Here is a 13,203-nt window from a genome sequence, read left to right as displayed (position 1 = left end):
TGTTTGGTCATTTTTCACTCCACCCAATTCTGCAAGGTACCGATACCGTCGATGGTAATGGTGATCACGTCGCCAGATTGGAGGGTGAAGGTATTTGGCGGGACAATGCCGGTGCCGGTCATCAGATACACGCCCTGTGGGAAGCTGCATTCGCGGAAAAGAAACGAGACCAGCTCGGTATGGCTGCGCTTCATTTGACTGATGAGAATTTGCCCCGAAAACTGCGCCTCGCCACCGCGTTCGATGGTCAGGCCAATCTGTGTGTCGGGTGAAATGGGCTGGTTGGTCACATAGAGGCAGGGACCCAGCGCGGCGCAGCGGTCATAGCTTTTGGCCTGCGGCAAATACAGCGGGTTTTCACCCTCGATGCTCCGCGAGCTCATGTCGTTGCCCGCCGTGTAGCCCACAATCTTACCCGAACTCGTCACGAATAGAGTTAGCTCCGGCTCCGGCACGTCCCAGGTCGAATCGCGGCGGATACGGACGGCATCGTGGGTGCCTACGGTGCGCCCGGCCGTAGCTTTAAAGAACAGTTCGGGGCGTTCGGCGTCATACACCTTATCATAAAACGTGTCGCCTCCCGATTCTTTCGACTCGTCCATGCGGGCGTTGCGGCTACGCAGGTAGGTCACGCCCGACGCCCATATTTCCTGACTTTGGATGGGTGGCAGTATATGCTGATCGGCCAGCCAATCGGCGGGTTGTAGTAGGGCGCGGGTGCTGTTAAAATCGGCCATGGCAGCGTCGTAGAGGTCATCGCGGTTGATGAACGTGTCCCAATCGGTATGGCCCAGCAGCTTGATTTGCCCGTCTAGTTCGAGTGCAATGCCAGCTGTAGTGCGGTAGAGTTTCATAGACGTGAAAGCAAGCCGCGCCCCGAAACTATTCAGCCGCGGTTCGTGGTTGATTAACTTTGTACTTATATCAATCCTATCGCCGGACTTTGAACCCGGTTAGATACCATGAGCAAACACGGACGAATCCTGGTCGCGATGAGCGGCGGGATCGACTCTTCGCTGGCGGCGGTACTGCTGCACGAAGAAGGCTATGAGGTCATTGGCATGACCATGAAAACCTGGGACTACGCCTCGTCGGGCGGGACCAAAAAAGAGACCGGCTGCTGTAGCCTCGACTCCATCAACGACGCCCGCAACATTGCCGTCAGCCTCGGTTTTCCCCACTACATCCTCGACATCCGCAACGAATTTGGTGATGCCGTCATCGACCATTTCACGGGCGAATACCTCGACGGCCGCACGCCCAACCCCTGCGTGATGTGCAATACCCACATCAAGTGGGACGCGCTGCTCCGCCGGGCCGACCGCCTCGACTGCGAACACATCGCCACGGGCCACTACGCCCACATTCGGCAAGATGTAAGCGAGGGACCATCCAACGGGCGGTACGTGATTTCTAAAGGCGTTGATACGCTGAAAGACCAATCCTACGTACTCTGGGGCGTATCGCAGGAGAGTCTGGCGCGGACCATCCTGCCCCTGGGCAACCTGCGCAAAACCGAAATCCGCGAGATGGCCACCGAGCGCGGCTTCATGGAACTGGTCTCAAAATCAGAGTCATACGAAATTTGCTTCGTACCTGACAACGACTACCGGGGTTTTCTAAAGCGCCGTGTGCCTACGCTGGAAGCTGAGGTGGCGGGCGGAAATTTCGTGATGGAAAGCACGGGCAAAGTAGTAGGCAAACATGAAGGCTACCCGTTCTATACCATTGGTCAACGCAAGGGCCTGGGCATTGCGCTGGGGCATCCCGTGTTTGTGACGGAGATTCGCAAAGACACCAACGAGGTGATCCTGGGCCTCGATAAAGACCTCTACCGCAATGGCATGCTGGTGAGCAAGCTGAACCTGCAAAAGTACCCCAGCATCGACGCTCCCCTGCAAACGGTAACGAAGGTGCGCTACAAAGACGCCGGTACACCCGCCACCATTATGCAAACTGCCTCCGACAAAATCGAAGTTCATTTCGACGAGGGCGTGTCGGCCATTGCCCCCGGCCAATCGGCGGTTTTTTATGAAGGCAACGACGTCATCGGCGGCGGCTGGATCATGAAGAGTTTTAATCAGGAGTAGGTGTACGTACCACGGACTTCAGTCGGGGACGCCTAGTCCGTAAGATTGGTTATTCTTATGGACTAGGCGTCCCCGACTGAAGTCCGTGGTACGTTTAATGATAATATCGAAACCAAAGCGGTAGAGAACCAGCAATAAATTCTGGCTCAGGCGAAGAGAACCGACGCGAATAAATTAACTCTATGGTTTCTGCCCTAACATTCACAAGTTGCAGTCTGTCAAGCAAGTGTTTATTTTTGGCAAGCAGTGGAAATGTATTGTGGTACATCGCTTCTACTATTGATGGCTCAACAGCGTGACCACCAGCTAGTTGCCTTACCCTTGCTCGATCCAAACAAAGCTGTAAGTCGTCGGTATAAAACAAAATGACAGTTATAGTTCTGAACGGATCGCGTTGTCGGACATCATGAATTACCGAATAATGATTATCAAAGCCCAGATTTAGTTCAAGGCCAAAATCGAGCTTGTTAGTTATTTTATTGGTAACGAATTCTTTCGCCTTCTGGCTGGCTATTTTTTGAAAATTAATAGCCCCTGCATTTTTATAGCGAAGCGCAATATAATCGTGATTCAGAATGTCAACTTGCGGATTAATAAAAGAGGGACCGTGAGTACTTTTTCCAATACCCGGTGGCCCGGCAATAACATAGGTTGTAGCCACTATTTACAAAGTCGTGATTGATCCGTCGGCAAATTCAGCGATTGTCTTTCCGTTCTTCTGGTATACCAATGGCATATTGATCGAAAAAAGGTACTGCTTTGCTTTTTCAGCACATCGGGCATAGTACACCTCTCGTTCTTCTGAAGTCATGTCCAGAATATCTTTTTCCATCTCACCCCGACGAATACCGATCTGATCGTGTTCTATATCTACAGCTAGCATCTGATTGTGTTGGCTTTACAGCAAGTTAACTATATCGCCCAAACGCGCAAGTTTGCCGTTTCGTTTATCACGTATTCCTCCTCTCCGCCCTTTCTCCTTTCTTCCTTCCCTATGCACCTCACCGAATGCCCACGCGATGCCATGCAGGGCCTGACCCGGTTTATTCCGACAGCCGACAAGATCCGGTACCTCAATGCACTCCTGACCGTGGGCTTTGATGTGCTGGACTTTGGCTCGTTCGTGTCGCCGAAGGCTATCCCGCAACTGCGCGACACCGCCGACGTGCTGGCCGGGCTGAACTGGGCCGCATCAGCTACCAAACTGCTGGCTATTGTGGCCAATGTGCGTGGGGCCGAACAAGCCGTAAGCCACGAAGGCATCCGCTACCTGGGCTTCCCGCTGTCGGTGTCGGAAACGTTTCAGCAGCGCAACACCAACAAGTCCATTACCGAGGCCCTGACCGACGTGGCAACCATGCACCGCTTATGCCAACAAGCTGATAAAGAATTGGTTGTGTATTTATCAATGGGTTTTGGCAATCCCTACGGCGACCCCTACAGCCCGGCCCTGATGCTCGATTTCACAGCCCGCCTCGCCGACCTGGATATCAAACACATTGTTCCTTCCGATACCATTGGCACGGCCACGCCAGCGGCCATTGAAACCCTGTTCAACACCCTCTCCGATGCGTTTCCGCACTACCGGTTTGGGGCACACCTGCATGCTATTCCTGGCGAAGCTCCCGCCAAAGTACGCGCCGCCCTTGATGGGGGCGTAGGGCGGCTGGAGGGGGCCATTGGCGGGCTGGGCGGTTGCCCCATGGCGGCAGATTCGCTCACGGGCAACCTGCCTACGGAGGCCATTCTGGACACGCTGGACGGAATGGGCATCAAGACCCGCATTGATCCTGATCAGTTTGCCGAAGCGGTCCAGCTTTCGCGGGAGTTGCTTTACTAAGAAGTGTTGCTGTTGCGCGGCCCACTAGAGCGCGTAGCTAAACGTCGGAATATAACCTGCCACCCACTTCCCTACTCCGCCTTGCCGTCGTCATTGCTGATGCGTTTTTTAGTACGCGAGGCTTTGGCTTCCATCTTGCCGAAGCGCCAGTTGGCACTTAGGCGGATGTTGCGGTAAGCGTTGTAGCTGTAGCCGTCGGTGATGAACTGCACCGTTCTGAACTCGTTGTAGATCGTGTTGTAGCGCGACAGGAAATTCTCCAGGTTCAGGGTCAGCACCACCTGCTTCGGCTTGAATTCCTTTCGAAACGCCAGCACATAATTGTAAAAACCCGACGACTGCCCCTGCAACTGAATCCGGGGCGAATTATAGGAACCGTTGGCCTGAATGCTGTAGTCCTGTGGCAACGGCACCGAGGCGTTGAGCGTGACGCGGTAGTTCCAGTTGGTGTTGCGGATATTCAGCGCCACGCTGTTTAGCACGTTGTAGTTCAGCCCAAACGAGCCGTTTAGCTGCCAGTTTTTGTAGGGCCGCCCCGCCGCAAAGAGGTTCATGCCGTAAGTGGCGTTTTTGGCAATGTTCTGAAACGTACTGTACGAGACGTTGGCTGTATCTACGGTCGTGATGCGCTCAATGGCATTATTGGTCAGGCGTGCAAAAAGCAACGCGTTGATATTCAGCCCTTTTTTGGTGAACGTGCTGTAAGTCAGTTCCACTGAATGGGCCAGTTCAGGACTGAGGTACGGATTGCCGAACGACAAATTCTTGGGGTCGGTGGAGTTGATGTAGGGGTTTAGGAAAAAGATCTGTGGCCGCTGAATCCGCTGGCTGTAGTTGAGCCGGATACGCTGACTCGTGCCGAAGCGCTTCGAGAGGGTGATGTTGGGCAAAAAGTTGCGGTAGTTGCTCGCAAACATCGTTTTCGTCGACATGAAGTTGGCGTCGATGTGGGTGATCTCGTAACGCCCGCCCAGCGTGTAGCTCCATTTTTTGGGCGTAACCAACCGAAACGACGCGTAGGCCGACCCCACCCACTGCCGGTAGTTGAACTGGTTGGCGCGGCTGGGCACGTCCTGGAAGGCGGTGCTGTCGGTGGCGTTTTCAAGGCGGTAATCACTGGCCACGGTCCGGTTGATGCTCTTGGCCCCCACTTCCAGCGTCTTTTTGCCCGTCTTGAACGGATGGGCGTAGTCGGCCTGTAGCGTTACTTCGGTGGTGGTGTTGAGGTTGGTATTTCGTTCGCGGTAGTTGATCAACTCGGTTTGCGGCAGCGGATACTGGTCCAGCGAATAGCCGCTGTTGTTTTTGTTGCGGTTGGCCTGCGCCAGAAACGTAAACTGCTGGTCGGTGCGTTTGAACAGCCGGGTATAGTTTACGTTGCCGTCCACGCTGTTGTTGCCCGACGGGCTATCGGTATAGCGCCGAAAGGGTTGCCGGGCATCGTCGGTACTGTAGCGGGTATCGCGAATAGACGAGCCGCTGCGAGAGCCACTGTTAAAGCTGCCGTCTAGCCCAAACTGATTAGTCGAGTCGAGGTCGTAGTCGAGGTTAAACGACCCAAACCCCGCCCCGCCCGTGTTGCGGTTACTGCTGGTCTGCTCCAGAATACCGCTGCCGGTGGTAGGAATCAGGCTGCGCCGAAGTGAGTACGAGCCACCGTCGTTCTGGTTCAAATTGGCCCCGGCATAGGCCGTCAGGGCCGTTTTGTCTTTCCGCATGTTCAGGTTGGCCCCCACATTGTGCTGCCGGTTGCCGGTGGTCGCGTTGAGGCCACCCATCAGCCCCTGCAACCGGCTTTTGGTGATGATATTGATCACCCCCGCTGTGCCTTCGGCATCGTATTTGGCCGATGGTGCCGTGATTACCTCCACCGATTTAATGGCATCAGCAGGGATCATCTGCAACGCCTCACCAATGCTCCGCGCCATAATGCTCGACGGCTTTCCGTTCACCAACACCTTAATGCTCGTACTGCCTTTCAACGTCAGCGTCCCGTCGGGGTCAACGGTAAGGAGAGGCACTTTTTTCATCACGTCGATAGCCGTGCCACCGCTGTTGGTGGGGTCGTTGCCTGCGTTATACACCAGCCGGTCTTCTCGATCTTCGATCAGCTCGCGCTTGGCGGTCACTTTCACCTCGTTCAGCGTCTGGTGCGAACTACGCAGCAGCAGTTTCGGCAGGGTCACGTCGGGCTGTACGGGTGTGACCATGAAGACGTTAGCCAGTTGGTTTTCATAGCCTACGAAGCTAATCAGCAGCCGGTAGGTACCGGGCGGTACGTGGTCGAACGAGAAATGCCCGCTGGCATCGGTGGTGGTGCCGGTGATGGGGCGGTTGCTTGTCGGACCCAGCAAGGCCACCGTGGCAAACTCCACCGGACCCTGCCCCGCCGAATCGAGCACCATGCCCGTAATATGGCCCGTTGCTAGTGCCGCAGGCTGATTACCGACAGATGTAACACGCAATGAATCAACGCGTTGTGCTGTAGAATCGGGCGGCGCGGGCTGGTTCGTTTTCTTCACCAGGCTATCCGGTGTCATTGTACCTTCGGGTGGAACGGTGGGGGTCTGCGCCCAGGCGGAGAGGCTGAACAAGGCCAACCAGAGGAGGAAATACTTTTTCATAAGTTGAGTTCGTAGGGGCGGGCACGATGGCCCGCCCCTACCGTACTACCGGGAACGCCGAAATACGTAACCTTGTCGTGCCCATGGGAATCAGCGTGATTGTTTCGAGAGGTTCGGCGGTGGCAACGGGGCTCTGGGGCAATACGGCGCACAAGCCATACTTATCTACGCCCCAGTCAGGAATTTTGCGGACTTTGGCCGTCAGGGTAATCGGAGCGGTGTCGGGCGTAAAGGGAAAGGTGCTGGTGGCTCCTTTTTTCTTCACCACCGTAAACGACGCTTCTGGTTTGCTGCCGTTTAGCACTAGCCCGTAGTTCCAGGCTGATTTCGGAAAAATCTCGAATGAGGGCCACTGCGTTGGGTCGGCGTTGGGTTGCCATTTGGAATCGCCAATGGCCGTTTTTTTGCTGTCTTCCTTCCGAAACTCTTCGTCAATTTTGGTCGAAAACGTCAGCGGGCCGTAGTTCACGCTCACGCTGTTTTTGTTCTTGTCCCACGTCCGCACGGCAAGGTGCATGGGCAGGTCGAGCGTGATCTTGTCGCCCTGCTTCCAGGTGTCGGTGAGCACGATATATTGGCCGGGTTTGGCGTCGGCTTTTATCGCCTGCCCGTTGATGCGCACGGTGGGGTTAGGGCACCAGGCCGGTACGCGCAGGTACAGTGGAAATGATACGGGCTTGGCCGTCTGTACCGTCATACACACCTGTTCGTCAAACGGATAATTTGTCTCCTGCTTCAGCGTAACAACCTGTCCACCAGCCACTTTTGCCGTTACCGACGAGGCATTATAGAGCACCGCCGCGAGGCCATTATCGGGCGTGGCCATCCAGAGGTTTTCGGCGTAATAGACCCATCCGTTGGAGTGGTTGTGCTGGCAGCAGCGGCTGCTGAAGGGGTTCATCATCAGAAAAGGCCCTTCGTTTTGCAGGCCGGGGCTGTGGTTTTTGCTGTCGCTCACCACCATATTAGGCGCGGTGAGGTAGCGTAGCGACCGGTAGTCGGGCATGAAGGCGGCGGGCAGGGTATTAAAAGCCACGTCTTCGCAGTTTTCGGCCCAGAACGGGTCGCCAGTGAAGCGCATCAGCAATTCATCAGAAGCCATTTGCTCCACCATGCCGCAGGTTTCCACCGCCTGCCGGGGGTCGTCGTAGCCGGGGCGGCTGTTTTCGTCGCCACCCCACATGCCGCCGGGCACCTGCCCGAATCGTTCGCGCACCATAGTATAGTCGCGGTAGGTGGCTTTCAGGTCGTCGGGGTCGTTGCTTTGGAGGTAATAGGTGGCCGGTTCGCGGAAGCACTGCGCAATGTTTACGTTGTGCAGGTTGGGCAGCTTGTTCGCCTGCCGCCAGTTGGCGGTGTTGTTATGAATTTTTGTACCCAGCTCCAGCAGCTTGGGGTTTTTGGTGCGGTTATAGAGCCAGTAGACGCTGTAGAGGTTGTCGCCACCCCGGCTGTTTTCCCAGTAATCTTCCAGAAACTGATCGTCGGGGATGGTGCTTTGCCATTGGAAATAGCGCGTCATCAGGGTCAGGATGCGCGGGTCGGGCTTGTGTTCGTAGCTCGATTGCAGGCACCAGAGCATGAGCATCTGCGCCCAGAGGTCGCGCTTGCCGTTTTTCATCACTATTGGCCCAAAGTCGCCGTTGTCGCGCTGACTGTTTATCGTGCCATCGAGCCATATTTTCGTTTCGGCCAGCAGGTCGGGGCGGTTCAGCACGTAGGCCATGTCGCCGTAGCCTTTTAGCCAGTAGGGCAGTTCTTCCCAGCCGTATTCGCCCTTGCCGGTTTTGCTCAGCCAGGCGTTGTCTTTCTTGGTTAGCCAGATGCTGATCTGCCCCAGATGCCCCGCCAACCCGTTGGCCTGCCGGTTTAGGTTTTCGCGCAGCCACCCCGCCGGTTTGATAGCTCCGATAGGCAGCTTCACCAGAAATTCGGGCCGCAGTGGCGCCTCGTTGCTCACGTAATGGGCGTTACGTGTACCAGTAGCCGGCCGGTCTACCACGGCAACAGTGCGGGTGGGGGCAGGCTTGTTGGGTGCCACAAATGCCGTTGCGGAGAGGGCAAAAATGGGAATGAGGTGTTTCATAAAGTTGGGGGTTACGCCGAAGCGACTACTTAAACAGCGGTGCGTGAATGGCTTTCAACGTTTCAACGGGGATTTTGATCACCTCGCGGTCATACGTCAGCAGGCCGTTGACTTCGCCTTCCACGTCGGTAGTTTGGGTATACACGGCCGCCGACAGCGCCTGCTTCTGGTAGTACTCCACAATCTTGGCGTATTTCTTCCGGTAGGCGGCTTCCACGTCAGCGGCGGTCTGGTAGGTCTGGTAGCCCCAGTTGCGCATCTCCGGGTTCCAGAGGTGCCCCTGCACCGGCCAGCCGATGCCGCCAAACTCGCCGATCACCACGGCCCGGTCACTTTTTTGGCCCGTGGGGCGGGGTTCGGGTTCGTAGGTGTGAATGTCGTAGAGGTCACCGCCGCCTCTGTCATTCCAGCCGCTGATGGCGTTGACCAGCCGGCTGGGGTCGATACCCTTTACCCAGTTAGCCAACCGGACGTTGTCATACTGCCCCCAGCCTTCGTTTTGAACTACCCACGTCACAATGCTGGGGTGGTTGTGCAGGTTGTTGAGCATGCGCCGGAACTCCAGTTCCCACTGCTCTTTGGCCCGCGACCGGCGCACCGGCTCGGTCACGTCGCCGGGAATTTCGTTCTGCCCTTCCAGAAATCCCGACGGCATATCCTGCCAGATCATCATGCCCATTTTATCGCACAGGTAGTAGTACCGGTCCGGCTCTACCTTGATGTGCTTGCGGAGCATGTTGAAACCCGATTTTTTCAGGAAGTCGATTTCATAGGCCATCGCCTCGTCAGAGGGGGGCGTGAGCAAACTGCCGGGCCACCAGCCCTGATCGAGCGGGCCGTTCTGAAACACAAACTTGTTGTTGAGCAGCATCACCGGCTGACCAGCCACGGGACCACCCGCACCAATGGCGCTTTTGCGCATGGCAAAATAGCCCGTCACGACGTCCATCGGTGCGCCTGTGACGGTGGCGTTGGCATATAAGGCCCGTTCTGTTTCGTTCCGATGCCCCCGCTTCTCTCTGGCCAGGTTGGCAAACGGGTCAGCCACCGTGACGAGTTCAACGCGGTAATCGTAGAGAAACGGGCGGTCGGGCGACCACAGCTTGGCATTTGGAATGGGCAGGTAGGCCGGGCGGTTTTCGCGCACCAGCGTAGTAGCTACTGTCTGCCCGCCGTCGAGGGCGGTAATCCGAATGGCGTTGGTGGCTTTGTTCAGCGACGTGTTGAGCGAAACATCCACCCGCACCCGCCCCGAATCGACCTCCGGCGTCAGGTGTACCTCTTCGATATAGGCCATTTTCGGCACCGGCTCCAGCCATACGGTTTGCCAGATACCCGACACCGGCGTGTACCAGATACCGTTGGGGTTCATCAATTGCTTACCCCGCGCCTGTTCACCAGTAGAGGTGGGGTCCGTAACGCCCAGAACGATCTGGTTAGTACCATTGACGAGGTAATCGGTGATGTCGAAGGTGAAGGCATCAGAACCACCCACATGTCCGCCCACGTAGGCCGCGTTGATCCACAAGCCACATTCGTAGTCGACCGCGCCGAAGTGAAGCAGCACCCGTTGGCCAGCCCAGTCGGCGGGGATGGTCACATTCCGCCGATACCACAGGCGCTCATCTGCCCCAAGAGACTTGTTTGCCTTCGAAACGGTCGATTCAAGACAAAACGGCACCAGAATTTGCGCTGTGTAACCTCGTGGCATCGTCGAGTTTTTGGGAACGATAGCGTAGTCCCACAGGCCGTTGAGGTTCTGCCACTGCTTGCGCACCAGCTGCGGACGGGGGTATTCGCGCCAGGCGTTTTCGGGCGTAATAGCCTTCTCCCAACGGCTCATAACGTTGGCCTTACGGGGGGCGTTGACCGTGGTTTGCGCCAATGCAGAGGCCACGCTAAGGCCCAGCAGGCAGATGACGAGGTGTATTTTCATAAAGTATATCGTAAATCACTTCGCCAGTTTTCCTTCCAGCATCTTGATATAATACCCTCCAACGACTGAACGGGCCTGAAAACCAACCTGTTTGGCATCGGTGGTTTCGTGCCAGTCGGTGAGAGGAACGCGGCTGGGTGTTTCGTTGGCGAACTTCCAGACGGGTGAAATGAGTGCCTGAAAATCCTTATTCGAGTCGGCCATGGTAGCCGTCCACATAATCCAGTCCGACTTGGTATAGGTCTTGCGGCTGTCGAGGGGCAGGCCGTAGGTTTGCTGATTCTTCAGGTAAAATGCAATTTCCTTCTGGGCCACTTCTTTCGGAAACACGTTCATACCCAGCAGTTTGTCCCAGACAATATTGTACTTCTGGCTCCAGCTATTTGGCGTTTTATCAAACGTCAGGGCGTAGTGGTCACCTTCACCGTCCATCACCATCCATTTTTTGGCCAGGTCGCGGGCCAGAGCCATGTGTTCATCGGCGATCTTTTTATCGCCCATCATCTGCGCCATTTTTCCGTAGCAGGCAATGCCCATAATGGCCTTGGCGGAGAGGTTGGCATTGCGGGCGAGGTGACCGGCAAAGTCGTCGGTGCAGAGTTGCGTACCGGGGTCGAAGCCGTCGCGTTTCAGGAAACTAACCCACTTGGTCAGCGTAGGCCAGTGCTTTCTGGCGAAGCTGGCATTGCCGTCTACCTGTGCTACTGCCGCCGTTATGATCATCATATTACCGGCTTCTTCCACGGGCATGTCTTCGCCGTAAGTCTGGCCGTTGGCCAGCGGGTAGGTACCCACGTCGTGCGCCGGAAAGTCTTTTTTCCACCGCCCGGTTTCGCTGTAGTCAAAAATAAACCGCAGCAGTCCCTTCGCTAACTCGTTGTTATACAGCAGAAACATGGGCGCCGAGGGGTAGGTTATGTCTACCGTACCGATGGAGCCGTTGGAGAAATTCTCTTTCGAGAAAAAGAACAGTTCGCCCTTGCGGTTAGGGTTTTCCACCATCTTGTGGGCGGCAATAGCCTGCCGGTAGGCCAGCACACATAGGTCGGCGTACTCCTTGCCGCCCGCTTTCTGGGCATCGGCGCGTAGTTGGGCATCAAAGGCGGTGCTTTTTTTGGTCAGGCGGGCGTAGTCTTTTTCGGCGGTCTGGAGCAGCATAGGCATGGTGGTCTTACCGTTGCGCCGCCACCAGGGCCGCAGGTTCTGACCAAAATACTGCACCGAATAGAGGTCATCGTAGGCCAGCAGAAGGTGTTTTTCCACCCCACTCGCCCCGACCGACCCCACCGGAATGCTCACTGCCAGGCCCACCTGACCCGCCGTACCCGTGTTGGCCCGGCCCGTGGGCACGGTACCTTCTTTCAGAAACGCGTCTTTCATAGCCGTCAACGACCCGCCCGATAGTTTGGCGTTGGCCTGTGCGGGGGCGGCCAGGTAGGCATAGCCCCAGTCAATGCGGACGTTGTCGCCTTTACGTTTCAGCAGCGGCTGCGCCTGCGTACCCACGTTGAGCCACCGGAGGCCCCCGCTGCCGCCCGCCGCTATCACCACGTCCTGATCGGGCGAATTGGTAGCGATGGTTCCGGCCTCACTCATAAACAGTTGCACGTTATGCGACTTGCCGTCGGTGGCTTTGGCCGTAAACGTAACGTAGGATACCGGGCGAGCCACCACCTCCAACTCGTCGAGCAGCAGAGGCGACAGGAAATTGACGGTTAGCTGCACCGGACCGGCCGCAAACGTGTAGTTCGTCTGCGTAGCCGACACCCGGACGCCCGTTTGCGTGGCCGTGCTCAACCCCATTGCGGGCGGGTTAGGCACCACAATGCCCACGTCGACAAAAGAGCCGCCGCCGGGGCTAGTGCAATGAATGGCCAGCACGTTTTTGCCTTTTTTTAAGGCCGCCTGCCCCGCCGCCGACAGGGGAAGCAGGATGTACTCGTTTACGTAGCCCGGTTTGTTCAGGATACTCACGCCGTTAAGGTAGATCTCCACGTCGTCGTCGTGGTTCAGGCTGAGCAGCAGCTGACTGGCATCGGCGGTGCCGTCGTAAGTGAATTCGCGGCGGGTCCAGATCTGGCCGGTTTGCCCAGTGCCGTTTCGCCAGTTAGTGCGGGCATCGGGCGTATCGCCGAAGGGCCCTGGGCCGGTTTGCCAGCTTGTGGCCACGTAATCGGCTGACTGCCAGTCGGCTTCTGGTTTGGTAAACGTGTATTGGGCGGTGTAGGGCCTGGTTTCGCCGGTGGGTAATATGGACGTGTAGGTGGTGGGCACGGCACCCAAAAACTGATACGAAACGCCATCGACCCGCACCACGCCCTCCAGCGATTGCGGCTTGCCGGTCCAGTGGCGCGTGGGCGAATCGGTGAGTTTGTCGGTTTCGCTCCAGACGCTGAAATAGGGGTCGTGGGTAATGAGCGGGTAGGCCGGTGGGCGCAGCGACTGCGCCTGCGAGAAGGAAATAGACCCCAGCAGGGCCAGATACAGGACACTATTTTTCATAACTCGTGAAGCAGGTATTGTATCAGCAGAAGAAAGCTGGGGGGAAAAACTATCCTTCTGTAGCTGCGGAATCGCTACACAACTCAGAAAATCCATTACCTCGAAAAAACAGCCCCGGCTCGTAG

Annotated in this window: 9 protein-coding genes; 2 read left to right on the top strand and 7 right to left on the bottom strand. The window is 56.5% G+C overall.

Features of this window, described 5'->3' with window-relative positions:
- Positions 1-14: 14 nt before the first annotated feature.
- Positions 15-854 (bottom strand): fumarylacetoacetate hydrolase family protein, encoded by an 840-nt coding sequence (locus tag J2I48_RS11000; RefSeq protein WP_207335492.1) that lies wholly within the window; start codon positions 852-854, stop codon positions 15-17.
- A gap of 108 nt (positions 855-962) precedes the next feature.
- On the opposite strand from J2I48_RS11000, the gene mnmA reads away from it, so the two are divergent.
- Positions 963-2,090 carry a tRNA 2-thiouridine(34) synthase MnmA gene (gene mnmA, locus J2I48_RS10995; RefSeq protein WP_207335491.1) on the top strand — a complete coding sequence of 376 codons (1,128 nt, stop codon included), beginning with the start codon at positions 963-965 and terminating at the stop codon, positions 2,088-2,090.
- 94 nt (positions 2,091-2,184) lie between these two features.
- Here the strand turns inward: mnmA and J2I48_RS10990 are convergent, their stop codons facing one another.
- Both J2I48_RS10990 and J2I48_RS10985 read right to left on the bottom strand, forming a co-directional pair.
- On the bottom strand, positions 2,185-2,751 hold the full coding sequence (locus J2I48_RS10990; protein ID WP_207335490.1) for a hypothetical protein: 567 nt from the start codon (positions 2,749-2,751) through the stop codon (positions 2,185-2,187).
- A gap of 3 nt (positions 2,752-2,754) precedes the next feature.
- A complete protein-coding gene (locus J2I48_RS10985; RefSeq protein ID WP_207335489.1) occupies positions 2,755-2,973 on the bottom strand; it encodes a hypothetical protein in 219 nt (72 codons plus the stop codon).
- A 111-nt stretch (positions 2,974-3,084) separates the two neighbouring features.
- Here J2I48_RS10985 and J2I48_RS10980 point away from each other — a divergent pair, with 111 nt between their 5' ends.
- Positions 3,085-3,930, top strand: a complete 846-nt coding sequence (locus J2I48_RS10980) for a hydroxymethylglutaryl-CoA lyase (RefSeq protein ID WP_207335488.1) — start codon at positions 3,085-3,087, stop codon at positions 3,928-3,930.
- Positions 3,931-4,001: 71 nt separating this feature from the next.
- Here the strand turns inward: J2I48_RS10980 and J2I48_RS10975 are convergent, their stop codons facing one another.
- From J2I48_RS10975 to J2I48_RS10960, 4 genes are read right to left on the bottom strand one after another with little or no spacing between them, the layout of a single operon-like run.
- Positions 4,002-6,554, bottom strand: coding sequence for a TonB-dependent receptor (locus tag J2I48_RS10975; RefSeq protein WP_229376102.1), 2,553 nt, complete (start codon positions 6,552-6,554; stop codon positions 4,002-4,004).
- Positions 6,555-6,591: 37 nt separating this feature from the next.
- Positions 6,592-8,640: a beta-L-arabinofuranosidase domain-containing protein gene (locus J2I48_RS10970; RefSeq protein ID WP_207335487.1), complete on the bottom strand. Its 2,049-nt coding sequence runs from the start codon at positions 8,638-8,640 to the stop codon at positions 6,592-6,594.
- A gap of 25 nt (positions 8,641-8,665) precedes the next feature.
- Positions 8,666-10,576: a glycoside hydrolase family 2 protein gene (locus tag J2I48_RS10965; RefSeq protein WP_229376100.1), complete on the bottom strand. Its 1,911-nt coding sequence runs from the start codon at positions 10,574-10,576 to the stop codon at positions 8,666-8,668.
- 15 nt (positions 10,577-10,591) lie between these two features.
- The gene (locus tag J2I48_RS10960) at positions 10,592-13,078 is read right to left on the bottom strand and encodes a glutaminase family protein (RefSeq protein WP_207335486.1); all 2,487 of its coding nucleotides are present in this window, start codon (positions 13,076-13,078) and stop codon (positions 10,592-10,594) included.
- Between the last annotated feature and the right edge of the window lie 125 nt (positions 13,079-13,203).

This window comes from Fibrella aquatilis (genome assembly GCF_017353255.1).
Taxonomy (GTDB): Bacteria; Bacteroidota; Bacteroidia; order Cytophagales; family Spirosomataceae; genus Fibrella; species Fibrella aquatilis.
The sequence above is the reverse complement of the archived record's forward strand: the minus strand, read 5'-3'. Positions and strand labels throughout refer to the sequence as shown.